General features: G+C 63.4%; 19 protein-coding genes and 1 pseudogene. 9 read left to right on the forward strand and 11 right to left on the reverse strand.

Annotated elements, in window-relative coordinates:
• Window positions 1-144 precede the first annotated feature (144 nt).
• Complete coding sequence (locus tag ACFPPB_RS15395) at window positions 145-825, forward strand: hypothetical protein (protein ID WP_377328656.1); 681 nt, start codon at window positions 145-147, stop codon at window positions 823-825.
• Window positions 826-918: 93 nt separating this feature from the next.
• Here ACFPPB_RS15395 and ACFPPB_RS15400 read toward each other — a convergent pair.
• Window positions 919-1,430 (reverse strand): annotated as a pseudogene (locus tag ACFPPB_RS15400) (S46 family peptidase); the annotation flags it as partial.
• Between the two features lie 270 nt (window positions 1,431-1,700).
• Between ACFPPB_RS15400 and tdh the strand changes: the two are divergent.
• The 3 genes from tdh (at window position 1,701) to kbl (ending at window position 7,815) form a co-directional block, all read left to right on the forward strand.
• Entirely contained in the window at window positions 1,701-2,723 is a 1,023-nt protein-coding gene (tdh, locus tag ACFPPB_RS15405) for an L-threonine 3-dehydrogenase (protein ID WP_377328721.1), read from the forward strand.
• Between the two features lie 191 nt (window positions 2,724-2,914).
• The gene (locus ACFPPB_RS15410; RefSeq protein WP_377328658.1) at window positions 2,915-6,541 is read left to right on the forward strand and encodes a DUF748 domain-containing protein; all 3,627 of its coding nucleotides are present in this window, start codon (window positions 2,915-2,917) and stop codon (window positions 6,539-6,541) included.
• 74 nt (window positions 6,542-6,615) lie between these two features.
• A complete protein-coding gene (gene kbl / locus ACFPPB_RS15415) occupies window positions 6,616-7,815 on the forward strand; it encodes a glycine C-acetyltransferase (protein WP_377328660.1) in 1,200 nt (399 codons plus the stop codon).
• Between the two features lie 132 nt (window positions 7,816-7,947).
• Here the strand turns inward: kbl and ACFPPB_RS15420 are convergent, their stop codons facing one another.
• The 3 genes from ACFPPB_RS15420 to ACFPPB_RS15430 form a co-directional block, all read right to left on the reverse strand.
• The gene (locus ACFPPB_RS15420; RefSeq protein ID WP_377328662.1) at window positions 7,948-8,718 is read right to left on the reverse strand and encodes a pseudouridine synthase; all 771 of its coding nucleotides are present in this window, start codon (window positions 8,716-8,718) and stop codon (window positions 7,948-7,950) included.
• A 160-nt stretch (window positions 8,719-8,878) separates the two neighbouring features.
• Window positions 8,879-10,042: an OmpA family protein gene (locus tag ACFPPB_RS15425; protein WP_377328664.1), complete on the reverse strand. Its 1,164-nt coding sequence runs from the start codon at window positions 10,040-10,042 to the stop codon at window positions 8,879-8,881.
• 346 nt (window positions 10,043-10,388) lie between these two features.
• A complete protein-coding gene (locus ACFPPB_RS15430) occupies window positions 10,389-11,840 on the reverse strand; it encodes a bifunctional 2-methylcitrate dehydratase/aconitate hydratase (protein WP_377328666.1) in 1,452 nt (483 codons plus the stop codon).
• A gap of 276 nt (window positions 11,841-12,116) precedes the next feature.
• Here ACFPPB_RS15430 and ACFPPB_RS15435 point away from each other — a divergent pair, with 276 nt between their 5' ends.
• Window positions 12,117-12,803 (forward strand): TerC family protein, encoded by a 687-nt coding sequence (locus ACFPPB_RS15435; protein WP_377328668.1) that lies wholly within the window; start codon window positions 12,117-12,119, stop codon window positions 12,801-12,803.
• Between the two features lie 166 nt (window positions 12,804-12,969).
• Here ACFPPB_RS15435 and ACFPPB_RS15440 read toward each other — a convergent pair whose 3' ends face one another.
• The 7 genes from ACFPPB_RS15440 to prpB all read right to left on the reverse strand — a co-directional run bounded on the left by ACFPPB_RS15440 (window position 12,970) and on the right by prpB (window position 20,025).
• The gene (locus tag ACFPPB_RS15440) at window positions 12,970-14,325 is read right to left on the reverse strand and encodes an acetate kinase (protein ID WP_377328670.1); all 1,356 of its coding nucleotides are present in this window, start codon (window positions 14,323-14,325) and stop codon (window positions 12,970-12,972) included.
• Window positions 14,326-14,474: 149 nt separating this feature from the next.
• The gene (locus ACFPPB_RS15445; protein WP_377328672.1) at window positions 14,475-15,080 is read right to left on the reverse strand and encodes a hypothetical protein; all 606 of its coding nucleotides are present in this window, start codon (window positions 15,078-15,080) and stop codon (window positions 14,475-14,477) included.
• Between the two features lie 8 nt (window positions 15,081-15,088).
• The gene (locus ACFPPB_RS15450; protein WP_377328674.1) at window positions 15,089-15,793 is read right to left on the reverse strand and encodes a C39 family peptidase; all 705 of its coding nucleotides are present in this window, start codon (window positions 15,791-15,793) and stop codon (window positions 15,089-15,091) included.
• Entirely contained in the window at window positions 15,790-16,188 is a 399-nt protein-coding gene (locus ACFPPB_RS15455) for a hypothetical protein (RefSeq protein WP_377328676.1), read from the reverse strand. The genes ACFPPB_RS15450 and ACFPPB_RS15455 overlap by 4 nt, the downstream gene beginning before the upstream one ends.
• Before the next feature lie 133 nt (window positions 16,189-16,321).
• Entirely contained in the window at window positions 16,322-16,450 is a 129-nt protein-coding gene (locus tag ACFPPB_RS15460) for a hypothetical protein (protein WP_377328677.1), read from the reverse strand.
• A gap of 1,463 nt (window positions 16,451-17,913) precedes the next feature.
• A complete protein-coding gene (gene prpC / locus ACFPPB_RS15465) occupies window positions 17,914-19,065 on the reverse strand; it encodes a bifunctional 2-methylcitrate synthase/citrate synthase (RefSeq protein ID WP_377328679.1) in 1,152 nt (383 codons plus the stop codon).
• Between the two features lie 69 nt (window positions 19,066-19,134).
• Window positions 19,135-20,025, reverse strand: coding sequence for a methylisocitrate lyase (gene prpB / locus ACFPPB_RS15470; RefSeq protein WP_377328681.1), 891 nt, complete (start codon window positions 20,023-20,025; stop codon window positions 19,135-19,137).
• A 223-nt stretch (window positions 20,026-20,248) separates the two neighbouring features.
• Between prpB and ahpC the strand changes: the two genes are divergently transcribed.
• From ahpC to ACFPPB_RS15490, 4 genes are all read left to right on the forward strand, one after another.
• Complete coding sequence (ahpC, locus tag ACFPPB_RS15475) at window positions 20,249-20,812, forward strand: alkyl hydroperoxide reductase subunit C (RefSeq protein WP_377328683.1); 564 nt, start codon at window positions 20,249-20,251, stop codon at window positions 20,810-20,812.
• Between the two features lie 147 nt (window positions 20,813-20,959).
• Complete coding sequence (ahpF, locus tag ACFPPB_RS15480) at window positions 20,960-22,546, forward strand: alkyl hydroperoxide reductase subunit F (RefSeq protein WP_377328685.1); 1,587 nt, start codon at window positions 20,960-20,962, stop codon at window positions 22,544-22,546.
• Window positions 22,547-22,836: 290 nt separating this feature from the next.
• Window positions 22,837-24,174, forward strand: a complete 1,338-nt coding sequence (locus tag ACFPPB_RS15485) for a dicarboxylate/amino acid:cation symporter (RefSeq protein WP_377328687.1) — start codon at window positions 22,837-22,839, stop codon at window positions 24,172-24,174.
• 26 nt (window positions 24,175-24,200) lie between these two features.
• Window positions 24,201-25,370, forward strand: coding sequence for an OprO/OprP family phosphate-selective porin (locus ACFPPB_RS15490; RefSeq protein WP_377328689.1), 1,170 nt, complete (start codon window positions 24,201-24,203; stop codon window positions 25,368-25,370).
• Window positions 25,371-25,446 lie beyond the last annotated feature (76 nt).

Consider the following 25,446-nt stretch of genomic DNA (forward strand, 5'->3'; position numbering starts at 1 on the left):
TAACGGGCGCATGGCTATCCGCTGCCGCGGTCAACCGCTGCATCGAGCAATGCGTTTGAGCGAGCTGCCATGCCGCGACCTGACGGGATGACAGCGTCCCGATGACCGTCACATCGCCCCTGCCGACCCTCAGAGGTATTTCCCTTGACGTTCCCGAAATCGCGTTGCCTGTCGCTGGCGCTGCTGCTGGCGATGTCCTCGCTGGCGGTGCGTGCGGCCGGTCCTTCAATGCCCGATTTCAGCGGCACATGGCGGTTGAACGAACAGCAGAGCGACAGTTCATCCGACATCGCGGCACGCCTGCGCGCGGAAAAGAAACGCGAACAACCCGTGCAGCAGCCGGCCGGCGCCGCCGTAGCGAGCACACCGGCAAGCCACACACCTGGTGGACATGGCGGTGGCCGCGGCATGGGTGGCGGCGGTCATGGCCATGCTGGTGGCGGTCGAAGCCACGACAAGGCCGCGACCACCGACAACGGTACGGCTGCTCCCGACGATCCGCCACCGCTGCTGGCCCACGATTCTTTGATGAATGTGCAGCAGGATGCCCGGGATATCCGCGTGGCGTTCGACGACAAGGACCAGTTGGACGGCCGGCTCGACGGCAGCACGCGTCAGTCACTCAGCGGCAACGCGCTGGTGCAGGCCCGACTGACTGCCGAAGGCCTGCAGATCTCCATGCAATTCGAAGGCGGCGTCCGGCTCCGGCAGGACTGGATACAGTCACCCGACGGCCATCATCTGACCGTCACCGAAACATGGACCACGCCGGCCGTGCAACAGCCGATCGTGTTCAAGCGCAGCTACGACCGGCTGGATATCTGAGCTGCGACGACCCTGTAGGAGCGCACCTTGTGCGCGATGCTTTTGCCGGTCATTGGAGAAAGAGCATCGCGCACAAGGTGCGCTCCTACAGCCTTATTTCGTTGGCACGCCCATTTCCTTCAGCAGGTTGTCGGCGTGATCGAGGTGGTGCATCACCCACAGCATGTAGCGCACGTCGACCCGGATGGAGCGATTGAGCTGCGGGTTGAACAGCCAGTCGCCACTCACCGACTCCCAGTTGCCGTCGAACGCCAGGCCGACCAGCTGGCCGTTCGCGTCCATCGCCGGCGAGCCGGAGTTGCCACCGGTGATATCCAGGTCGGCGAGGAAGTCGACCGGCAGCGTACCCAGTTACGGTGACGCATAACCGCCGAATGCCTTGGCCTTGATCGCGGCGAGTTCGGCCTTTGGCGAGTTGAACGGCTCGACGCCGGTGCCTTTTCCAGAATGCCCTGCACCGTGGTAAACGGCGCGTAGCTCACGCCGTCGCGCGGCGCGATGCCTTGCACGTTGCCGAAGGTGACGTGCAGCGAGCTGGTCGCGTCCGGATAGACCGGCAGGTGCTGCGAGTCCTTCCACGCGATCGTCGCCTGCATGTAGCGCGGTCAGCGCGACAGCGAGCAGAACACGACGCATGGGCAACTCCTTTCATCCGGACTGGCATCAGGTCACATCGTATTTTCTTGCGGCATGGACTGGCCTCTGTGCCGTAAACCTGCGCGATGGCGATAATGTCTATCGACAGGGTGCGGGCCGCCGATCCGGTTCGCCGCCATGCCACCGATGCCTCTTCGGTGCCCGGGACGATCCCTCTATAATTGCCGTCTCCCTGCCCGCCACGCGGGCCAAACAATGGATTTCCCATGCCGCAGACGATGAAAGCCCTGGTCAAGCGCAAGCCCGAACAAGGCATCTGGATGGAAGAGGTACCGCTGCCGGCGGTGGGCCCGAACGAAGTGCTGATCAAGATGGAGAAGACGGCCATCTGCGGCACCGACCTGCACATCTACAAGTGGGACGAGTGGAGCCAGCGCACGATCAAGCCCGGCCTCACCATTGGCCATGAGTTCGTCGGCCGCATCGTCGAGATCGGCCCCGGCGTGACCGGCTACAAGATCGGCGACCGCGTCTCCGCCGAGGGCCACATCGTCTGCGGTCATTGCCGCAACTGCCGCGCCGGCCGCCAGCACCTGTGCCCCAACACCATCGGCATCGGCGTGAACCGCAACGGCGCGTTCGCCGAGTACATGACGATGCCGGCCTCGAACCTGTGGCCGATTCCGGACCAGATCCCGTCCGAGCTGGCCGCGTTCTTCGATCCGTACGGCAATGCCGCGCATTGCGCGCTGGAATTCGACCTGATCGGCGAGGACGTGCTGATCACCGGCGCCGGCCCCATCGGCATCATCGCCGCCGGCATCTGCAAGCACGTCGGCGCGCGCAACGTGGTGGTCACCGATGTCAACGACTACCGCCTCAAGCTCGCCGCCGACATGGGCGCGACGCGCGTGGTCAACGTTTCCAAGCAGTCGCTGAAGGACACGGTCAAGGACCTGCATATCGAAGGCTTCGACGTGGGCCTGGAGATGAGCGGCAACCCGCGCGCGTTCGGCGACATGCTCGACTGCATGTACCACGGCGGCAAGATCGCCATGCTGGGCATCATGCCCCGCGGCGCCGGCATCGACTGGGACAAGGTGATCTTCAAAGGCCTCACCCTTCAAGGCATCTACGGACGCAAGATGTACGAGACCTGGTACAAGATGACCCAGATGGTGCTGACCGGCTTCCCGCTGCAGAAGGTGCTCACGCACCAGATCCATATCGACGATTTCCAGAAAGGCTTCGACCTGATGGACGCCGGCACCTGCGGCAAGGTCGTCTGCTCCTGGAACTGATCACCGGGCGCACAGCCAGCCCACCGGGATTGTGATCTGACCGGCAACCGCCGGTCCCCGGCACCGGGGCCGCACGGTACTACTTGCATTAAGCCGCGCAGCAGTAGATTTTGCAGCTACGGTCGATGCCCGCCATCCAAGGGGCCAGTGCCGGATCGAACCAGCCCAACAAGCATTTCCATGGAGTCGGTATGTCCGGGTCGAGCTCGTCGCGTCTTCGCGCCCTCTGGGGTTCCACGCGCGCGCGCGCGCAAGTCGCCAGCCGCTCGCACCGCACCCGTCGCACCGCGCTCATCCTGGCTGTACTGGTGCTGGTCTATGGCCTGCTCGGCTTCTTTGCGGTGCCGCCGCTGCTGCGCAACTACCTGCAGAATCATGCCGTGGCGATGCTGGGTCGGCCGCTCACGCTGGGACAGGTGCGGTTCAACCCGTTCACCCTGAACCTGCAGATGGAAAAACTGCATCTGCCCGATCCGGACGGCCATACGCCGTTCGTCGACATCGACCGGTTGCGTATCAATGCCTCGTGGGGCTCGCTGTTCCGCCTGGCGCCGGTGCTGGACGAGCTGGAACTGGACGGTCCGCGCATCGCCATCACGCGCGAGGCCAATCAGCGCTTCAACTTCTCCGACCTGATCGATCGCTTCGCCGGGCAGCCTTCGCCGCCGAACAGCATGCCGGCGCGATTCGCCCTGTCCAACATCCGCATCCAGAATGGCGATATCCGCTTCGACGATCGCGTGCTGGGCAGCCAGCACCATATCGAGCACCTCGATCTGGGCATTCCGTTTCTGGCCAACCTGCCCAGCGACACCGACATCTTCGTGCAGCCGTTGCTGGCGATGACGGTAGATGGCAGCCCGCTGCGCATCGACGGCCGCACCAAGCCATTTGCCAGCAGCCGCGAGTCCACCGTGGACTTCCGGCTCGACCGCCTCGACCTGCCGCGCTACCTGGGCTACGTGCCGAAGCCGCTGCCCGTGGCGATTCCCAAGGGCACGCTGAGCGGCCAGCTGGCGCTGCATTTCGTGCAGGCCCAGCCGACACCGCAGGTACAGCTCACCGGGCACCTGCAACTGGACGACTTCATGCTCGACAGCAGCAACGGCGACGCGATCGCGCGGCTGGGCCACGGCACGATCGAGCTGGCCGATGTACAGCCGCTGATCTCGCGCTATCACTTCGGCGCGATGCAGCTGCAGCACGCCTCGGTGTTCTACACCCAGCATCCCGGTGGCCACAGCAACTTCGATACGCTCTTGGCTTCCCCGGCCCCGGCCGGCACGGACGAAAAGGCGGTGCCGACCGATATGCGCATCGCATCGCTGTCGCTGGACGACGGCGAGGTCAGCTACACCGACGCCAACAACGCTGTGCTGCACCTTGTCCAACTGCACGGCAATCTGCGCGGCGTGGCCACGCTCGCCGCACCGGCGGCGACGCTCGATCTCGGCGCGGGGCTCAACGGCGGCGAGGTCACGGCGCGCGGCGACCTGGATATCCATACCGGCCGCTACACCGGCGCGTTGGGCCTCAAGCAGGTGGACATGGTGCCGTTGCAGGCGCTGGCCGCTTCCGGCGTGGCCGCCCGCATCGCCAAGGGCAAACTCGATGCCACCAGCCAGCTGCGACTCGACTGGGGCAAGGCGATCAACCTGCATATCGAGCCCGCCCAGCTCGGCATCGCCGACTTTACGCTGGCCCCCCTGGCCAAAGGCCACGCCCCTCCGGTGGCCTGGCACCGGCTCGATGCGAAGATCACCCGCCTCGACCTGGCCGGTCGCGACGCGCAGCTGGGCGCCGTGACGACGGATGGGCTGCAGATCGATGCCCAACGCGAGCGCGGCAACCGCATCGACCTGACGCGGCTGCTCGCCGCCAAGGGCGCCGCGCCCGCGAAGCATGACGACAGCCCGGCATGGCACTGGAGCATCGCGCACCTAGGCCTCGACAAGGGGTCATTGCGCCTCACGGATCGGACGCTCGACGGCGGCAAGCCGGCCGTCGTGTTCATCGATGCCATCAAGGGCGGTATCGAAGGGCTCAGCGACAAGCTCAACCAGCCTCGGCAGATCAAGCTTGAGGGCAGCCTGGGCAAAGGCACGTTCGCGGCGGGCGGCACACTTCAGCCGCTGCCCACCGTCGCCGATCTGCAGCTGACCACGACACGACTGGACGTCGCCGGCTTCGTGCCCTACGCCAGGGTTCCCCTGAACGTGAACGTCACCAGCGCGCGACTGAGCAGCAAGGGCAAGCTGCATTACGACGGACGCAAGTCCGAGCCCAAGCTGGACTACAAAGGTGACGCCGCGTTCGAACTGGTGCGCGTGCAGGACAAGCTCACCGGCGACGACCTCATGCGCTGGCGTTCGCTGGCCGGCTCCCATATCGACCTGCGCTACGGCAGTGGCGTGCCGCGCCTGCACCTGGGGGGGCTGGTGCTCGATGCCTTCTATGCCCGCGTCATCGTCAACAGCAATGGCCGGCTCAACCTGTCCGATGTGATCGCCAAGGAAGCACAGGCGCCCGTCTCGGTGACCCGCGCCCAGAACAATGCCCCGGCCGCAGCGCCGCAATCACCGGCAGCGGCTGCAGCGACCGCGCCCGCCGCGGACATCCATATCGGCCAGATAACCCTGGTCAACGGCCAGCTCAACTACACCGACAATTTCATCAAACCCAATTACACCGCCAACCTCACCAAGCTCACCGGCAAGATCGGCGCCTTCGGTACCACGGCCGGCGACCCGCCAGCCGATCTGGCCGTGCAGGCGCAGCTGGACGACAACTCGCCGGTGGACATCAGCGGCACGATCAACCCGCTCGCGCCGGTGGCTTTCCTCGACATCAAGGGCAAGGCCACCGATGTCGAACTGACCCGGCTCAGCGCCTATTCCGGCAGGTACACCGGCTACCCCATCACGGCGGGCAAGCTCACCGCCGATGTGCACTACCTGCTGGACCAGCGCAAGCTCAGCGCCGACAACCACATCTTCATCACCCAGCTGACCTTCGGCGACCGCATGACGAGCCCGGGCATCTCGCACCTGCCGGTGAAGCTGGCGGTGGCCTTGCTCAAGGACACCGAGGGCAATATCGACGTGAATGTGCCGGTATCCGGCTCGCTGGACGATCCGCAGTTCAGTCTGGGCGGGATGATCTGGCGTGCGTTCGGCAACCTCATCGCCCGGGCCGCCACGGCACCGTTCCGCCTGCTCGCCTCGGCCTTTGGCGGCGGCAACCACGAGGACCTGGGCTACGTCGAGTTCGCGCCGGGATCGGCCGTGCTGGATGGGCACGCCCAGGATCGTCTGGGGCAGATCGTGAGCATGCTCAGCAAGAAGCCTTCGCTCACCCTCGACATCACCGGCCGCGTCGACCCGTCAAAGGACGAAGATGGCTTGCGCAAGGTGACCGTCGACGATCTGGTCCGTCGCGAGAAACTGGCCGACCAGTCCGGCGGCAAGCCCGATGCCAACACGCCCGAAGCCACGCTGGCCACGCTGTCGATCACGCCCGACGAATACGAGCACTTTCTCAAACGCGCATACAAGCACGCGGATTTCGAGAAGCCACACGACTTCATCGGCCTCAACAAGTCGCTGAAGCCCGACGAAATGCGCAGCCTGCTGGAGACCCATGTCAGCGTGGACACCGCCGCCATGCGTTCCCTGGCCGAGCGCCGCGCCGCCGCCGTGCAGACCTGGCTGCATGGCAAGCTCGACGACAAGCGGGTGTCCATCAAGCAGCCAAAACTCACTGCCGAGGGCATCGAGGACAAGGGAAAAACCACACGCGCGGATTTCGGCCTGCACTGAGTCCGCCTGCGACGCATGCGCAGCAGGCGGCCGGCGCCCTACAATGGCAATTTGCCCCCGGCCGGAATCCTCCCATGACCTATACAGCCAAGGCGCGCTACGCCAGCGAACTCGAATCCATCCGCGAGCAGGGCCTGTTCAAGGCCGAACGCATCATCACCTCGCCGCAGTCCGCCGAGATCACTCTGCAAGGCGGCCGCAAGGTGTTGAATTTCTGCGCCAACAACTACCTCGGCCTAGCCGATCACCCCGCGGTAATCCAGGCGGCGAAGGATGCGCTCGACACACATGGCTTCGGCATGGCCAGCGTGCGCTTCATCTGCGGCACGCAAGACCTGCACAAGCAACTGGAAGCGAAGATCGCCGCGTTCTTCGGCACCGAGGACACCATTCTTTACGCAGCCTGCTTCGATGCCAACGGCGGACTGTTCGAGCCGCTGCTGGGTGAAGAGGACGCGGTCATCTCCGATGCACTGAATCACGCCTCGATCATCGACGGCATCCGCCTGTGCAAGGCCAAGCGCTTCCGCTACGCGAACAGCGACATGGCCGACCTGGAGAAGCAACTGCAGGCCGCCGACGCAGCCGGCGCACGGACCAAGCTGATCACCTCCGACGGCACGTTCTCGATGGACGGCTTCATCGCGCCACTGGACCGGATCACCGCGCTGGCCGCGAAATACAATGCGCTGGTGCATATCGACGAATGCCATTGCACCGGCTTTCTCGGCGAGACCGGCCGCGGCGCGGCCGAAGTGCACGGCGTGATGGACAAGATCGACATCTTCACCGGTACGCTGGGCAAGGCGCTCGGTGGCGCGTTGGGCGGCTTCACCACCGGTCGCAAGGAAGTGATCGAGTTGCTGCGCCAGCGCTCACGCCCGTATCTGTTCTCCAATTCGCTGCCGCCGCACGTGGTTGCCGCCGCGATCAAGGTGTTCGATATGCTGAGCAGCGCCGGTGACATGCGCAACGCGCTCAAGGAGAACACCCGCTACTTCCGTGAGCAGATGAGCGCGGCCGGCCTCGACATCAAGCCGGGCGTGCATCCGATCGTGCCGGTGATGATCTACGACGCGAAGCAGGCTCAGGCGATGGCCGCCGGCCTGCTGGAGCAAGGCATTTACGTCACGGGTTTCTTCTATCCGGTGGTGCCGCAGGGCCAGGCGCGGATACGCACGCAGATGAGCGCGGCGCATACCCGCAAGCATCTCGATCACGCGATCGCCGCATTCACCAAGGTGGGTCGGCAGCTGGGCGTGATCGGCAGCTGATCCCGCCGAATCCCCCGAATCCCATGTAGGAGCGGCTTCAGCCGCGATGCTCTTGATCCGATCTCGGGCAAGATCAAGAGCATCGCGGCTGAAGCCGCTCCTACAACTTCCTGCCCCGGGCAAGGTCGTCCGTCATCGGCTGATATCCAGTGCGCGAACTTCGTCAGCACTCAGCCGCCGCCATTGGCCCTTGACCAACTCACCCAGCGTCAATGGCCCGATCGCCACCCGGATCAGGCGCAGCACATCGAAACCCAGTGCCGCCAGCAGGCGGCGGATGTGCCGGTTGCGGCCTTCATCCAGCACCACTTCCAGCCATGCGTTCTTCTCGCCGACACGCAACAGCGTCGCTCGTCGCGCTTTCAGCAGATCGCCTGCATCGTTGATGCCTGCCTGCATCGCCGCCAACGTCGCCGCATCCGGCTGGCCGGCCACCTGTACGTGGTAGGTCTTGTCCAGATGCGTGGCCGGATCGGTGATCCCTGCGGCCCAGGTGGTGTCGTTGCTCAGCAGCAGCAAACCCTCGCTGGCCTTGTCCAGCCGGCCGACCGGACCCAGCCACGGCAATCCGGCGGCGGCCAGCGCGGTATATACCGTGGCGCGTCCCTGCTCGTCGGCCGCGCTGACGACCAGCCCCCGCGGCTTGTTGAAGACCACATGGATCCGTTCAGCGGATCTCAGCGGCTGGCCGTCGACCTCAACCTGCTGACGGTCGATCAGGGTTGGGTGATAAGGATCGCGCACGACGCGCCCGTCAAGGCTGACGCGGCCAGCGCGTATCCATTGCTCTGCCTGGCTGCGTGAACACGCACCCAGCTTGGACAGGACGCGCGCCAATCCATGCCGCGGTGGATGCAACGCGGGCGCAACAGAGCGCGCGGAGTGAAGAGGCGGACGAGGCATTACTCTAGGGTATAGGCCCGAGCTGCAAAGTCACAAGGATTGCAAAGTGGCGAACGACCCGGATATCGATTGTCGCCGCCTGCATGCGTGCGGCTGTTTCGACGAATCAAAAAAAACCCGGCCGAAGCCGGGTTTTTTCATACTGTCTTACGCGGTTCGATTACTGCTGAACCTGCAGTTCCGTACGACGGTTCTGCGCGCGACCGGCGTCGGTGGCGTTGTCACCGATCGGATTGTTCTCGCCATGACCGATCGGGCCTTCCAGACGGCTGGCGTCGATACCGTGGCTGGTCAGGTAGTTGTAGACGATCGAGGCACGACGCTCCGACAGGCCCTGGTTGTACGCATCGGTGCCCACCGAGTCGGTGTAACCGGCAACCGTTACATGCACCTGCGGGTAGCGCTGCAAGGTATCGACGGCCTGGTTCAGGACCGCGATCGAATCCGCGCTCGGCTCAGCCAGCGACTTCGAAATATCGGTCTCGCCCTTCTTCGGGCGATCGAACTTGAAGTTCACACCACGCAGGTCGATCACGACCTTCTGCGGGCAACCGTCGGGACCGACGATCGTACCGGCGGGCGTGCCCGGGCACTTGTCGTCGCAATCGTTCACGCCGTCGCCGTCGCTGTCCTTGGTCGAGCAATCCGCCGGCGGCGGAGTCGCTGCCACGGGAGCCGGAGCAGCTGCCGGGGCGCCGAAGCGCGACACGACGCTGAAGCCGAGGAACCAGTCGCCATAGCCGCTCTTCGCCGGCTGGGTCTTGTTGTCCCAGTCATAGCGGTAGCCGGCTTCGACGCGGATGTCCGAGCTGTCGGTAACCGTCTTGGATACGCCACCGCCCAGTTCGGCTGCCGGCGACCAACCCTTGTCGAACGCAGAATGATGATCGCTGCCCATCACACCGGCGAGCAGGTATGGACGCCATGCATTCCAGTCACCAGCATAGAAGCGCGCCACTGCGCCGATGTTGTTGTTGAACCAGCTATTGTCGGAATGGCCGCTGCCGCCATTCAGGACATGGTTATCAATCTTGCGCTTGGTGCGGTCAAAAAAGACATCGATCGACATGTTCGGCGAGAAGAAACGACCTACGCCCAAACCGTAATAGATCTGCCGGCTGTTGGTGTTGCGGTCGGTGTCGTTGTAATAACCGCCCACGGTCGGAGCGATATACCAACGATCATCGTAACTTGAAGTGGCCGTGTCCGAGGTTGCCGGAGCAGCTGCCGGTGCTGCCGCCGGTGCAGTGGTGTCCTGCGCATGAACGGCACCTACGCCGCCCAGGGCCAGCGCAATAAGAAAATACAAGCCCTTACGTTTCATCAGGTGTCTCCTCAATTTATTAGGTTTCGCGTCCGTTCAACCCCAACCGGAAGTCGCGCGTCAGAACTGAACTACGTCATTCAGAGCATTTACAGCCCCTGCTTGGCGTTTCTGCGGCAAGCGGTGGCGAGTGTAGCAAACTTGTTAAGTTATTGGTGCTTTAGCGCTGCGTGTTTAAATCCCGGTGAGACTCCGTTCAGAAAAGTTTGTCGGGTTTGGGCCGCTAAATTTTTCGGCGGTAACGCCAGTTCAACTCGTCCGCGCCGGGCGAACAGAACCCGGTCGACAGGGTCGTCAGCCCTGCCTTCGCTTCTGACCCTGCCTTAATCTTCCACTCACGCCGTCTTTACAATGTGAAGAGCGCCAGGAACTGCTGAAGCGGCATCGCATCGAGCTTCGCCGTATCCTTCGTCGCAGCCACGATCGCCTTGACCCGATGTGCCGGCAAATGGTCACGCATCGCCGCTTCGAATTTCTGCAGCAGCACGGGGATACCCTCGGCACGGCGCTTGCGATGGCCGATCGGGTAATCGATCGAAACCTTTCCGGTGCTGCTCCCGTCCTTGAAGAACACCTGCACCGAATTGCCGATGTAACGCTTGGCCGGATCGAAATAATCCTTCGTAAACTGGGGGTTTTCGACCACCGTCATCTTGGCGCGCAACGCGTCGACGCGCGGATCGGCGGCAACATCATCGTTGTAGTCGCAGGCCACCAGACGCCCAAAAATCAGCGGCACCGCGACCATGTACTGGATGCAATGGTCGCGGTCGGCATAATTCGCCAGCGGGCCGGTCTTGTCGATAATCCGGCAGCCGGCTTCCTGCGTCTCGATGACGATTTTCTCGATCTGGTCGATCCTGTCGACAACTTCACCATGCAACTGCATAGCGCACTCCACCGCTGTCTGGGCGTGGAACTCGGCCGGGAAGCTGATCTTGAAGAGAACGTTTTCCATCACATAGCTGCCAAACGGCCGTTCGAACTCGAACGCCCTGCCGTTGAACGCCACGTCGTAGAAGCCCCAGGTCTTTGCCGATAGAGCTGAGGGATAGCCGACCACGCCGCGATAGACCGCATTGATCGCGTGGGTCACCGCACGCCGGCAGGCATCGCCGGCGGCCCAGCTCTTGCGCGGACCGGTGTTCGGCGCATGGCGATAGGTGCGCAGCGCGCCGTTGTCGATCCAGCTGTGCGAGACGGCAGTCGTGATCTGGTCCTTGTTGCCACCGAGCATCGCGGTAGCCACGGCAGTGGAGGCCAGGCGCACCAGGATCACATGATCCTGGCCTACCCGGTTGAAGCTGTTCAGCAGCGCGTAGCAGCCCTGGATCTCGTGCGCCTTGATCGCATAGCCCAGCACATCGCGCACGGTCAGCGGCTGGCCGCCTTCACGCTCGGCCTTGCGGCTCAGGTAGTCGGCGACGGCGAGGATCGCGCCCAGATTGTCCGACGGATGGCCCCACTCGGCCGCCAGCCAGGTGTCGTTGAAGTCCAGCCAGCGGATCTGCGTGCCGATCGCGAACGCGGCCTGCACCGGATCCAGCTCGTGGCTGGTGCCCGGTACGCGCGCGCCGCCCGGCAGCGTCGCGCCCGGCACCAGCGGGCCGAGATGCTTCACGCATTCCGGAAACTTCATCGCCAGCATCGCGGTGCCTAGAGAGTCGAGCAGCATATAGCGCGCGGTGTCGTAAGCCTCCTTCGAGTCGATCTGGTAGTCGACTACGTAATCGGCGATATCGACCAGTGGCTGGTCGGGATCGGGACGGACGGCAGAACGGATGTCATGCGCACTCATGAGGGATCTCGCAACAGAGGAAACGCCCATTTTAGCCGACTGGCGCTTCCCGCGTTGCTTGACCGCGATCACCCGGCCCCCGACAATCCGCAAACACATCCCAAAGGGGAGTAGTTCCCGGCGCAGGTTCATCTGCCCCGGTGCGGTGATCGTCAACACGAGCGACGCTTCGCTCCGGTCACCTCGGCAGTCATGCTGCGAACGAGACTTTTGCGGTGGATTGCGGGCCGCGCGCGTCCGTGTCCACTGCATTGTCCGACGCGCATGGAACCTCGCATGGCACTCCCTGGTACTGACTTCTTTTCCGGCTTGCTGGCCATCATCCTGCTCGATCTGGTGCTGGCCGGCGACAACGCCATCGTCATCGCCATGGCGGCCAGCCGCCTGCCGAAGGCCATGCAGAAAAAGGCCGTGTTCTGGGGCACGTTCGGCGCCGTCGCGGTTCGTTTCGCACTCACCGCCGTCGTCGTCTATCTGCTCAAACTGCCGGGATTGATGCTGGTCGGCGGACTGCTGTTGTTGCCGATCGCCTGGAAGCTGCTGCGCCACGATGCCGACGACGCCCCCCTTGTCAGCGCCAGCAATACGTTCTGGAGCGCCCTGCGCACGATCATCGTCGCCGATGCGCTGATGGGCATGGACAACGTGCTGGCGATTGCCGGTGCGTCGAAAGGGCACCTGACCCTGGTGATCATCGGACTGCTGGTCAGCGTGCCATTGGTGGTCTGGGGTTCGACCTTGCTCCTCAGGCTGATCGGGCGCTTTCCGCTCATCATGTACATCGGTGCCGGCGCGATCGCGTTCACTGCGGGTCGCATGATTTCGCACGATTCCTGGCTGAGTGGCTGGTTCGACACGCATGTCGCCATGCAATATGTGCTGGATGCCGCGCTGGTGGCTGGCATTTGTGGCGGCGGCTGGTGGGCAGCACAGCGCGCGGGCAAGGCCGGCGAGCCGTCCTGACCGCAGCTCGTTGGTGCGAGCACGATGCCGCGCCCTGCCCGTTCATGATGCGAGAGCGGGCGATGGCGAAGGCAGTCGACTTTCGCAGCTTCAATCACCTTGAACGCCTTGCACATGCATGGACGTCGATTGCCGTCGCACATGCCTAGGGCATCCGCAGCGGCGATTAATACATCGTCGGCAATCGGACGGTTACGGTGGCATCAGGCGTATCCCGGGTCACGCCCACGCCGAGAGTGAAGTTCAAGGTGCGCTTGTCGTTAAGCTTGTACGAACCACCTATCAGCAAGGTACCCAGCACCGTCCTGGCCGAGCCGGCTACTGTCTTGTTGTTCTGCTTGGTGAGGCCGACGAAACTCTGGTCATAGCCGATGCTGATGGATGCCTTGTCATTCAGTGCCAGTCCCATGCCGATGCTGGCATCGGCAATATCGCCGACCGAAATCTTGCCCAGGTATTGTTTGCCGGCCAGCAGCACATTCCGGCTGACGCCGTAGCGCGGGAAATTGTGCAGGTAACTCACATTGCCGAAGAACACCACCGGATCGGAGGGGAACAGCCAGGTCATGCCCGGCTGCAGAGAATAGAACCCGGAACCGGTCGGCTGTTGCAGTGGCAACCCGGTGCCCGTCGCATTCTGCACACACCGCGTCACGCAGTCTGTAACGACATCGAACGGGTCGGTGCCGGTACGCGACTTGAAACGCAACCAGCCCACGTAATACGGCCGATCCGCACCGCCATCATTGATTTGGTAACGGGCCGTTGCCTCGATATCGCCGAGGCCGTGACCGGTGGTGGTGAATACCTTGTCCTGGGCACTTCCGGTGAAAATTTCACGGCTGATCGTATCCGTATGGGCGTAGACGTACGGCACGCGCAGTTCCACTTCCAACCGGTTCGTCAAACCATAACGCAGAGCCACCGCGGCGGTCTGGGTGGTGATCTTGACCTGGCGGGCATCGATCAGGCCGATCAGAACCGCAGGGATGACCGTATATCCGATCAGATCAATGCGATCGACGGAGGAATAGCCGAACTGGTAGGACGGCTCCACGACCAGTTTTCCACGTGGGGTCAGTACGCCCGGCTGGTCGAAGATCGGCGCCACTTCCGGCGGCCCGGGCGTACGTTCGGGCGCCCTTCCTACAGGTTGACCCTGAGCCTGCCCCTCAGGCTCGGCACCATCGGCGACGGCAGTGCCGGCCGGCATGGGTAGTGCGCTGGCCATTGCGCCTCCGGCATTCACGTTGCCGGCACGCTGTCGATCAAGCACGTCCAAGCCGACGGCATGGCGCAGCGCGTGATAATCGGCCTGCTGCGCCGCCAATGCGCGCTTCATCGCCTCGATCTGCGCGGTCTGCGCGGCCAGCTGGCGGCGCATCTCCTCAATCCGCCGATCCTGTTCAATCATGCTTTTGCGAATTGCGGCAGAGAGCTCGCTCGCACCAGTGAATGCCGTCGGCACCGCCGGCTGCGGCGATGCATCCTGAGCGCTTGCCGCACCGCCCAGCAGCAGCATTGCAGCACAACCTGCGCAGGACCTGCTTCGCCATGATTTTCCGGCCATCAAGCTTCCCCTGAGGACTGATCGTCATTCACGCACGGCGGCACAGGGCCGGCCCGACAGATTCTTTGAAAACCGCATTCCCACGTTCGACGCCCGCCGCTTCAATGCCCCAGCGAACCGACAAGTCCCGCCTGAAGGCTGCCCTGCAGGTTGAGATTGCGGAAGATGTTCAGACTGTCCACTGTGGCGTTGATCGTCGTCAGACTTTGCAACTCCTGGTTGTTGAGACTGTTCTGGATCACCGTCGCCGAGATCGTGTGATTGAGGGTGGATGGATCAAAGCGGTTGCCCGCTCCGTTCTGGATGACATTGACCGTGCCGATGGCGGCGGCCAGCGCACTTGCCTGATCCGAAGTCATCTGCCCGATATTCGGAATGTCCACGCTGGTGCTGGAAACCAGATTGCCGTTGATATAAACCAACCGCTGCAAGCCGAACGACGCCAACAGCCCGCGACCGATATCGAAGCCACCACGCACAGCATCCAGCTGGCTGTTGCTGACGACCGGCCATGCACTCAAGGGTCTTGCGTCGACGCTGAGCGTTCGCGTTGAAGCCACTCGCCCGATATCTGTTGAAGTAGCGATCACGGACGATGCCATCAACCGATGATTCGCCGGATCCTGCGCCCGTGTCGCGCCAGCCCAGGCGACCGCAAAAACAGCCAGCGCGCATGGAGCAAACCTGAGGGGTGCGTGTCGTGTCATGGCGGTACTCACAAATCTCCCGAACCAAGCTTGCGCACGGTGATATTGGCCAGTCCGGTCCGGTCGATCGCGAAGCTCAGTGGTGCCTCCGGCGAAGTGAGCCAATCACGGCGCCTGTTGAAGACAGCCAGTTCGCGCCGGTTGTGGATCACGAACAGCAGGTGATTCTTCCATGCCGCGTCGAATTGAGCGCGCGACATCGAGCGCGTGCCACGCGCAGGATCACCTACCAGTACGCGGCCATCGAGCAATCCCTTGATGACCACGAAATGGTGATAGCCCTTCTCGTCGATCAGCACAATCGCCGGCAGGTGCTCCTGCTGCAGCTTTTCCAGGGGTGCCTGAAAGCCATCGGCCTCGAAACCGTTGCTCTCGAGGTAGCGCTTGATATCGAGCAGCGAGAAACCCTCCTTGTTGATCTTCGGCTGGTTGCCGTGGGCGTACATCTGCTCGAACGCCGTCTGTTCGTTTACCGGATAACCGTACTGATAGGTCAGCAAGGTAGCGACCGCGGCCGAGCCGCAACTGAAATCGTACTTCTGGCGGATCGTGTTCCTGAAACGTGCCTCTTTCAGGCTCGTGATGTGCAGGCTGTAACTGCCGCCCTGCACGCCAGGCAACTCAATGGGTGCAGCTGCCAGACGCATCACGGAAAGCATGCCAGCGACGAACGTCGCGACCTGGCAGAACGAACCACGCCGTCGGAAAATCATGGCTGGAACTGCACGTTGACGATCATGGCGTTCTGGATCAGCACGGCGTTGCCGCTATTCTGGATCACCACCGGCAAACCCGCCGCTCCAGTGAAGGAGCCGGAACTGATCACATTGGCTCCGTTCACCACGTGATCGACGCTGTTGTTTGCCACCGTACCGTTGAGCGTCATGGTTTCGGTGACATCCGTGCCGCCAGTCAACTTCGCGAGCACTGCGGAATCGACGCGCGGGCCCCATCCCGCGAGGTCATTTGACGACACGATTTCATGCCTGGACGATGGTGATGATGCGGCCGCGACCCTGGACGACGTTGCGATGGGCTCTGCCGCCAGCGCATTCCATGCCGTTGCCGGGAGCAACAACAGGATGAGCCAAGCCATCGATCCGACCATCGATCTTGCTGTTCGCATGGTTCTATCTCCTTCACAGGTGCGGGCAGCTATCCCTGCTTGCGCCCGGCAGCCCGTACGCAACCATCGAAAACACGGTGGAGCGCCCAAGGCACTCCACCGTGTCCGGTCCCGCTTATGGACCAACGTTGAGATTGGCCTGGACGTTCACGCTCTGCTGGATCAGCGAGCCGACGCCACTGTTCTGCGCCATGACCGTGACGCCAGCGGCTGCCGCAGCTGCGCCTGACATGTTGTTGGACATGTCGAACGTGCCAGCATTCACCGAGTTCGATCCGCCGGCTCCGCCGGCTCCGCCAGCTCCTGCAGTGGCCGCCCCGCCCGAGGTGCCGGACGCACCGCTGCCACCCGCGCCACCCATGCCTCCGGTGCTGTCTGCCGCCCCGCTGGTTCCGCCAGTGGACGTTGATGCACCGCTGCTCGCAGTAGCCGCACCAGCTGTGCCAGCGCCACCCATGCCTCCGGTGCTGTCTGCCGCCCCGCTGGTTCCACCAGTGGACGTTGATGCGCCGCTGCTCGCAGTAGCCGCACCACCTGTGCCGGCGCCACCAGCCCAGCTACCCGCACCGCTCGTTGCCGTCCCGGAGCCTGCACCGCGTTGATGATTGCGAGCGTTGCCGGTGTTGCCACTGCTATCGCCACCAGCTGCCGCGCTCAGAGCGCCGGCATCACCACTGGAGCTGCCCGATCCGCCTGCATGACCACTGCCTGCGCGGGCATTTCCACCGTCGCCGCCACCGGCCGCACTCAGAGCGCCGGCATTACCGCTGGAGCTGCCTGATCCGCCGGCATGGCCACTGCGGGCGTGGGCATTTCCACCGTCGCCACCCGAGCCACCTCCACCGGCGGCAGCGAAACCGCCGAGAGCATCGCCACCTGAGCCTCCACGGCCTCCATTGGCGTTACCCATGTTCGTAGCCACGTTGCCGAGACCCTGCGCACTGATATTGGTCACGGTGCCATCGAGCCGGCTGATCGCGATGGCCTTGCTGCTGTTGAACGAGGACGCGATCGAGGATGTGGCCGTTCCGCCATTGTTGGCGGCTGAACTACCCTGTCCATTGGCATAGGAGTCGCCGTTGTTGTTGTGCTGATGCGTGGAGCTGTCTGCATACGAATGCGTAGAGCTGTTCGAATGCGTCGAGCTGTCGCTGGTCTGCGTTGCTGTAGCGTTGTCTTGGGCAGATGGTCCGGCTCCGCCCGTCAGGGTGTCAGTCGCCAAGGCTGGAAGAGTGATTCCCAAGCCAATGCATATCGCAGTTAAAAGTAGAGTCTTTCGCATGGTTGTTCTCCTGGAACGATGCGGTGAACCCCCTGTTTTTGCCGTGAAGCAAGCAGCTGGAGCAAGCTTTACGCCAAGCGAACGGTTTTTTTTCGATCGCCGTTTTTTTTCTTGAAAATCGATATGTTAGAGATCGGGACAAACCGGGCCGCACCGCTCGATCCGCAGGGGAAACGGTGGAGTGAATCAGTTCGGCAACATATTCGGCCTGGCCGCAGACTCGCCGATCCGCATGGCATCAGCGGATTCGGCATGGACGCCTGCCCTGCAACGCGGTGTTGCAACATGTAACAAAAGTGATACAGCTGGATCGCCGCGGAAACGGCCCGAATCATCCGCAAGGCGTTGCGCTGCGGATGCCAGCATTTCCCGCAAATGAAGAAGGGAGCCTCGCGGCTCCCTTCTTCCTGTCAATGCGCGTTTGCTCAACGCCTGTCGATCGGCACGTAGGCCTGGTCTTCCGGACCAGTGTAATTCGCGCTGGGGCGGATGATCTTGCCGTCCTCGCGCTGTTCGATCACGTGCGCGCTCCAGCCGGAGGTGCGTGCGATCACGAACAGCGGCGTGAACATCGCGGTCGGCACGCCCATCATGTGGTACGCGCTGGCGGAGAACCAGTCGAGGTTGGGAAACATCTTCTTGACCTCGGCCATCACCTTCTCGATCCGCTCGGAGACCTCGAACAGGGTCGGATTGCCGCCATCCGTGCACAGTTTGCGCGAGATTTCCTTGATGATCTCGTTGCGCGGGTCGGACACGGTGTACACCGGATGGCCGAAACCGATGATGATCTCCTTGCGCTCGACGCGTGCGCGTATGTCGGCCTCGGCGGCATTGGCGCTGCGGTAGCGCGCGATGATCTCCATCGCCACTTCGTTCGCGCCGCCATGCTTCGGGCCGCGCAGCGCGCCGATCGCGCCGGTGATCGCCGAATACACGTCCGAGCCGGTGCCGGCAATCACGCGGGCGGCGAACGTCGAGGCGTTGAACTCGTGTTCGGCATACAGCACCAGCGACTTGTCCAGTGCCTGTGCATGCAACTCGCTCGGCTTCTTGCCGTGCAGCAGATGCAGGAAGTGCGCGGCGATCGATTCGTCGTCGGTCTGCGTCTCGATGCGTTTGCCGTTGTGGCTGAAGTGGTACCAGTAAAGCAGCATCGAACCGAAGCTGGCCATCAGGCGATCGGCGATTTCGCGCGCGCCGGTGACGTTGTGGTCGTCCTTCTCCGGCAGAACGGTGCCAAGCATCGAGCAGCCGGTACGCATCACGTCCATCGGGTGGGTGGCGGCCGGCAACAGCTCCAGCGCCGCCTTGACCGGCGCCGGCAGACCGCGCAGGCGCTTCAGCCGCGCGCGATAGTTGTTCAGCTCGGTCCAGGTCGGCAACACGCCGTGCACCAGCAGATACGCCACTTCCTCGAAGCTGCCCTTGGAGGCCAGATCGTGGATGTCGTAGCCGCGGTAATGCAGGTCGTTGCCGCTGCGGCCGACCGTGCACAGCGCGGTGTTGCCCGCAGCCACACCGGACAGCGCAACGGATTTCTTGGCCTTGGGCAACGTTTGCGTGGTTTCGCTCATGGATGGAACCTCGATCGATGAAGATGCGCCGGCATGCCGGCGCGGTCGGGAAAGGAACGCGTCAGGCAATCAGTCGGATTTGCCGCCGGCAAACAATTCGTCTAGCTTGCGCTCATAGGCGTGGTAGTCGAGGTAGTCGTACAGTTCCTCGCGCGTCTGCATGGTGGGCACGGCCGCCTTCTGGGTACCATCGCGACGCACCGTCTCGTAGAAATTCAGCGCGGCCTTGTTCATCGCCCGGTACGCACCGCAGCAGTACAGGACGATGTCGACATTCGCGCCGGCCAGCTCCTCGCGGGTGAACAGCGGGGTCTGACCGAACTCGGTGATGTTGGCGAGGATCGGCACCTTCACCGCCGCCTTGAACTGCCGGTACTGCTCCAGCGTGTAGATCGCCTCCGGAAAGATCATGTCGGCACCGGCCTCGACACAGGCCTGCGCCCGTTCGATCGCCGGCTCCAGGCCTTCCACCGCGATGGAGTCGGTCCGCGCCATGATCACGAACTGGCCGTCGCTGCGCGCGTCCACCGCAGCCTTCACGCGATCGACCATCTCCTCCTTCGACACGATCGCCTTGCCTGGACGGTGGCCGCAACGCTTGGCGGCGACCTGGTCTTCGATATGCAGGGCAGCGGCACCGGCCTTGATCATCGAACGCACGGTGCGGGCGATGTTGAACGCGCCGCCCCAGCCGGTGTCCACGTCGACCAGCAGCGGCAGATCGCACACGTCGGTGATGCGGCGGGCGTCGATCAGCACATCCTCCATCGAGCTGATGCCCAGATCCGGCATGCCCAGCGAGTTGGCGGCGACACCGCCGCCGGACAGGTAGATCGCCTTGAAGCCGCTGCGCCTGGCCATCCGTGCGGCATAAGCGGTGATCGCGCCGACGACCTGCAGCGGCTGTTCCTCGGCAACGGCGGCGCGGAAGCGCGCGCCGGGGGATGCTGGCTGTGTCATGTCACCTCCGCAAAACGGTCATTTTAGCGCACTGCGACCTGCACCCCTCATGCGCCGTATTCGCGCCAGGTCGGCTATCCAAACGGCAGACTTGAGGTCCTTCGATTGCGATCCCATCATGATAGCCACAGACGATCGATGCGATGCCGATAATCAATTAGATTAATCGCATCAAACCCCATATCCTCACTTCTCACTTTCAACCACCACGGAAAAACCCACGATGTCGCTGATCAACACCGAAATCAAACCGTTCAAGGCCCAGGCGCTCAAAAGCGGCCAGTTCATTGAAGTTTCCGACGCCGACCTGAAAGACAAGTGGTCCGTCGTGTTTTTCTACCCGGCAGACTTCACCTTCGTCTGCCCGACGGAGCTCGAGGACCTGGCCGACAACTACGCCGCGTTCCAGAAGCTGGGCGTCGAGATCTACTCGGTCTCCACCGATACCCATTTCGCCCACAAGGCGTGGCATGACACTTCGGATGCGGTGAAGAAGATCAATTACACGATGGTGGGCGATCCGACCGGCGCGATCAGCCGCAACTTCGGCGTGATGATCGAGGAAGCGGGACTGGCCGATCGCGGCACCTTCGTGATCGATCCGTCCGGCAAGATCCAGATCGTCGAGATCAACGCCGGCGGCATCGGCCGTGACGCGTCCGAGCTGCTGCGCAAGGTCAAGGCGGCACAGTACGTCGCCGCCCATCCGGGCGAAGTCTGCCCGGCCAAGTGGAAGGAAGGCGAGAAGACCCTGGCGCCGTCGCTGGACCTGGTCGGCAAGATCTAAGTACCCAAGCCGTACCGCGCCATGCGCAACGGACCCGGAGTTCTTCCGGGTCCGAATTACCGAAATACAGTGCAAAAACGACGCCCTGGTCCGCCCGGGTGCTCGACGCGCTCACGCTCAAGAAACCCATCGACGGAGGAATCGCCCATGTTGGATGCCCATCTCACAACCCAGTTGAAGGCCTATCTCGAAAAGGTCACGCAGCCGATCGAGATCGTTGCGTCCCTGGACGGCAGCGCCAAGTCCGCCGAATTGAACGAGCTGCTCGAGGAAATCGCCGCGCTGTCCGAACGGATCAGCCTGGTGCGCCGCGACGACAACGAGCGCAGGCCCTCGTTCGCGATCAACCGCGTCGGCAGCGACGTCGGCGTGCGCTTCGCCGGCATTCCGATGGGCCACGAGTTCACCTCGCTGGTGCTCGCCCTGCTGCAGGTCGGCGGACATCCGTCCAAGACCGCGGCCGACGTGATCGAGCAAGTGAAGAACATCGAAGGTGACTATCACTTCGAGACCTATTTTTCGCTGTCCTGCCAGAACTGCCCCGACGTGGTGCAGGCATTGAACCTGATGAGCGTGCTGAATCCGAATATCCAGCATGTGGCCATCGACGGCGCGCTTTACCAGGACGAAGTCGACGCGCGCCAGGTGATGTCGGTGCCTACCGTCTACCTCAACGGCGAAGTGTTCGGCCAGGGCCGCATGAGCCTGGAGCAGGTTCTCGCGAAACTGGATACCGGTGCCGGCGCCCGCGAAGCGGAGAAGCTCAAGAACAAGGAGGCGTTCGACATGCTCGTGGTCGGCGGTGGGCCGGCGGGTTCGGCCGCCGCGATCTACGCCGCCCGCAAAGGCATCCGCACCGGCGTGGCGGCTGAGCGCTTCGGCGGCCAGGTGCTGGACACCATGGCGATCGAGAACTTCATCTCGATCGGCTATACCGAGGGTCCGAAGCTGGCTACTGCGCTGGAGCAGCACGTCAAGGATTACGACGTCGACGTCATGAACCTGCAGCGCGCCGAAAGGCTGCTGCCGGCCGCGGAATCCGGCGGCCTGATCGAAGTGCAGCTGGCCAACGGCGCCACGCTGAAATCGAAGACCGTGATCCTGTCCACCGGCGCGCGCTGGCGGCAGATGGGTGTGCCTGGGGAAGATCAATACCGCAACAAGGGCGTGGCTTACTGCCCGCATTGCGACGGCCCGCTGTTCAAGGGCAAGCGCGTGGCGGTGATCGGCGGCGGCAACTCCGGCGTCGAGGCGGCGATCGATCTGGCCGGCATCACCAGCCACGTCACCCTGATCGAGTTCGACAGCAAGCTGCGTGCGGACGAAGTCCTGCAGCGCAAGCTGCACAGCCTGCCCAATGTCGACATCATCGTCAGCGCGCAAAGCACCGAAGTGCTGGGCGACGGCCAGAAGGTCAATGGCCTGGTCTACGAGGATCGCGTGAACGGCGAGGTGCGCAGGGTCGAGCTGGAAGGCATCTTCGTGCAGATCGGCCTGTTGCCGAACACCGAGTGGCTGAAGGGCACGCTGGAATTGTCGCCGCGCGGCGAAATCGTCATCGACGAGCGTGGCCGGACCTCGCTGCCCGGCGTGTTCGCCGCCGGCGACGCCACCACCGTGCCGTACAAGCAGATCGTGATTGCCATGGGTGCCGGATCCACCGCCGCACTGAGCGCCTTCGATCATCTGATGCGCCTGCCGGTGGCAGCGAAGCCGGAACTGGTCGCCGCCTGATATACCCTGAAAGCCCCTCTCCCCATGGAAACGGGGCGCAGTTTCCTCGACTCCGCAGATCAGGCCCGTGCTCGAGTGCCTTAGGCATTTCGTGCAGAGCGCCGGGATCGTCCAGCGCGGACAAGTCACCCGGATCGGGGTGCTGCGCCAGCGCCTGCCACGAACGCCGCGGCAGCTTGCCGGAACGCATCTTGGGCAGCGCATTGACTAGATAAGGGCAGGCTTCGCCACTGCCACGAGCTGTGGCAACTAGCCCGAATTCGCTATATGCCCCCGCTGGCGCGACTGACATGCTCGCCTCGCCTGAATCCCGGGGAACCGCCATGCGCTCGATCTTTCGCCACTTCTATTTTTGGGTATTGCTCGCGGTCGTCGCGGGCGGACTCATCGGTCATTTCTTTCCCGCCACCGGCGTCGCGCTGAAGCCGCTGGGCGACGCGTTCATCGCCCTGGTGAAAATGCTGATCGGGCCGATCATCTTCCTCACCGTCGTGCAAGGCATCGCCGGCGTCTCCGACGTGAAGAAGGTCGGGCGCGTCGGCGTCAAGGCGATCCTGTATTTCGAGGTGGTATCGACCTTCGCCCTGATCATCGGCCTGATCGTGGTGAACACCATCAAGCCGGGCGCGGGCTTCAACGCGTCGCCCGAGGCACTCGACGCCCAGGCGGTCAGCAAGTACGTCACCGCGGCGCACGACCAGAGCTTCGTCGACTTCTTCACTCACATCATTCCCAAGACCTTCACCAACGCCTTCACCAGCGGCGGCGATCTGCTGCAGGTGCTGCTGCTGGCGGTGCTGTTCGGCTTCGCACTGATCCACCTGGGCGAGAAAGGACGGCCAGTGCTGAGCCTATTCGAATCCTTCGCCAAGGTGTTCTTCGGCATGATGAGCATGATCATGCGCGTCGCGCCGCTCGGTGCGCTCGGCGCGATGGCCTTCACCATCGGCAAATACGGCGCGCACAGCCTCGGCCCGCTGGCGATGCTGATGGGCAGCTTCTACCTCACCTGCGTGCTGTTCGTGGTGATCGTGCTCGGCATCATCGCCCGCCTCACCGGCTTCAGCATCTTCAAGTACCTGCGCTACATCCGCGACGAGCTGCTGCTGGTGCTGGGCACCTCCTCTTCGGAGTCGGCCCTGGTGCCGCTGATGCAGAAACTGGAACGGCTCGGCTGTTCGCGCTCGGTGGTCGGCCTGGTAGTGCCCAGCGGCTACTCGTTCAACCTGGACGGCACCAACATCTACCTGACCATGGCGGCGATCTTCATCGCGCAGGCGCTAAACGTGGAGCTGACTCTGACCCAGGAGATCACCCTGCTGGCGGTGGCCATGCTCACCTCCAAGGGCGCCTCGGGCGTCACCGGCGCCGGCTTCATCACCCTGGCCGCCACGCTGGCGGTGGTGCCCACCGTGCCGGTCGCCGGACTGGCGCTGATCCTGGGCATCGACCGCTTCATGAGCGAGGCCCGCGCCATCACCAACATCATCGGCAACGGCGTGGCGACCATCGTCGTCTCGCATTGGGAGAACGAGCTCGACCACGCCAGCATGACCGCCGTGCTCAACGGCGAGATGGACGCAGCGCTCCCGCTCACCGAGTTCGACCCGATCCCGGTGACCGAATGATCCCGACCATCAAGGAAATGCAAGTCATGAAACGTGCTCTACTCCCGCTCGCCCTGATCGCGATGGGTTTCGCCGGCAGCGCCGCCGCGTCCGGTTTCAACGACTGGCCGGTGTCGGCCAAATTCGGCGACGTGAAGTTCAGCCTGACCGGCCAATACAACTACGACTTCAACGATCCGCACAATGCACAGGGCGTGCTGGACAAGTCGCAGACCAACCGGCGCAAGGAATTCGGCTTCAAGGTGGCCGACAAGGGCAAGTGGGACGGCATCGTCTACTTCGACTTCCAGTCGAAGAAGTGGCTGGACGTGTACTGGCGCGTCGACACCAAGTGGCTGTTCGGCCACGACTTCGGCAAGGTCCGCTTCGGCTACAGCAAGACGCCCGTCGGCTTCGAGGCCAATACCAGTTCGCGCACCACCAGTTTCATGGAGCTGGCCTTGCCCGAGACCGTATACGAAGGCCGCCGCACGGGCGTCGACTGGGCGCTGGAGCGGCCGCAGTATCTGATCAATGTCGGCTACTACTTCGGCCAGGACCTGCAGGGCGACAACGACGGCACCACCGTGGCCGCCCGTGCCGCCTGGACGCCGTTCAAGGCATCCGGCGAAGTGCTGCATCTCGGCCTCAGTGGCTCGATCGAGCACCCACAGGCGACCACCGACGGCCGCGACATCCGCCACGATCCCGGCAAGTCCTGGGCGAGCAAGCCGGAGATGGGGCTGACCACCACCGACCTGATCAGTTCAGGCTCGCTGAGCCATGTCGACTCGAACCGGCGCATGGGTTTCGAAGGCCTGTGGATCCATGGTCCGCTGTCGTTGCAGGGCGAATACCTGCAGGCCCACACCAAGCGCAACGACGGCCTGCCCAGCTACACCGCCGACGGTTACTACGCGTTCGGCAGCTACGTGCTCACCGGCGAGTCGCGTCCCTACAGCGGCGGCAACGTCGGCAACATCAAGCCGACGCATCCGTGGGGCGCGGTGGAGCTGCTGCTGCGCTATAGCGCGCTGGATCTCAACGATGGGCCGGTGCTGGGTGGCCGCCAGCACGACGTGACGCTGGGCGCCAACTGGTACCTCACTCAGCACTTCAAGCTGCAGGCGGACTACGTCAAGGTCCACGCCGATCGCAAAAACGGCCAGCACCTGGATCCCAACATCGTCGAGCTGCGCGCCTCGGTATTCTTCTGACGCGCGGCAGGCCACCGCGGCGGGCGCGGTGGCTTTCACTCACGGCCCCCCGGCACGGCTGTGCGACGATAGCCGT

The organism is Rhodanobacter terrae, assembly GCF_042657005.1.
Classification (GTDB): Bacteria; Pseudomonadota; Gammaproteobacteria; order Xanthomonadales; family Rhodanobacteraceae; genus Rhodanobacter; species Rhodanobacter terrae.

Excerpts from the sequence above, each read along its gene's own strand:
- tdh (WP_377328721.1), top strand. The coding sequence starts at position 1,701 with ATGAAAGCCCTGGTCAAGCGCAAGCCCGAACAAGGCATCTGGATGGAA.
- ACFPPB_RS15410 (WP_377328658.1), top strand. The coding sequence starts at position 2,915 with ATGTCCGGGTCGAGCTCGTCGCGTCTTCGCGCCCTCTGGGGTTCCACG.
- kbl (WP_377328660.1), top strand. The coding sequence starts at position 6,616 with ATGACCTATACAGCCAAGGCGCGCTACGCCAGCGAACTCGAATCCATC.
- ACFPPB_RS15420 (WP_377328662.1), bottom strand. The coding sequence starts at position 8,718 with ATGCCTCGTCCGCCTCTTCACTCCGCGCGCTCTGTTGCGCCCGCGTTG.
- ACFPPB_RS15425 (WP_377328664.1), bottom strand. The coding sequence starts at position 10,042 with ATGAAACGTAAGGGCTTGTATTTTCTTATTGCGCTGGCCCTGGGCGGC.
- ACFPPB_RS15430 (WP_377328666.1), bottom strand. The coding sequence starts at position 11,840 with ATGAGTGCGCATGACATCCGTTCTGCCGTCCGTCCCGATCCCGACCAG.
- ACFPPB_RS15435 (WP_377328668.1), top strand. The coding sequence starts at position 12,117 with ATGGCACTCCCTGGTACTGACTTCTTTTCCGGCTTGCTGGCCATCATC.
- ACFPPB_RS15440 (WP_377328670.1), bottom strand. The coding sequence starts at position 14,325 with ATGCTGCTGCTGGGCGGTGCGGCAAGCGCTCAGGATGCATCGCCGCAG.
- ACFPPB_RS15445 (WP_377328672.1), bottom strand. The coding sequence starts at position 15,080 with ATGACACGACACGCACCCCTCAGGTTTGCTCCATGCGCGCTGGCTGTT.
- ACFPPB_RS15450 (WP_377328674.1), bottom strand. The coding sequence starts at position 15,793 with ATGATTTTCCGACGGCGTGGTTCGTTCTGCCAGGTCGCGACGTTCGTC.
- ACFPPB_RS15455 (WP_377328676.1), bottom strand. The coding sequence starts at position 16,188 with ATGGTCGGATCGATGGCTTGGCTCATCCTGTTGTTGCTCCCGGCAACG.
- ACFPPB_RS15460 (WP_377328677.1), bottom strand. The coding sequence starts at position 16,450 with ATGTCCAACAACATGTCAGGCGCAGCTGCGGCAGCCGCTGGCGTCACG.
- prpC (WP_377328679.1), bottom strand. The coding sequence starts at position 19,065 with ATGAGCGAAACCACGCAAACGTTGCCCAAGGCCAAGAAATCCGTTGCG.
- prpB (WP_377328681.1), bottom strand. The coding sequence starts at position 20,025 with ATGACACAGCCAGCATCCCCCGGCGCGCGCTTCCGCGCCGCCGTTGCC.
- ahpC (WP_377328683.1), top strand. The coding sequence starts at position 20,249 with ATGTCGCTGATCAACACCGAAATCAAACCGTTCAAGGCCCAGGCGCTC.
- ahpF (WP_377328685.1), top strand. The coding sequence starts at position 20,960 with ATGTTGGATGCCCATCTCACAACCCAGTTGAAGGCCTATCTCGAAAAG.
- ACFPPB_RS15485 (WP_377328687.1), top strand. The coding sequence starts at position 22,837 with ATGCTCGCCTCGCCTGAATCCCGGGGAACCGCCATGCGCTCGATCTTT.
- ACFPPB_RS15490 (WP_377328689.1), top strand. The coding sequence starts at position 24,201 with ATGAAACGTGCTCTACTCCCGCTCGCCCTGATCGCGATGGGTTTCGCC.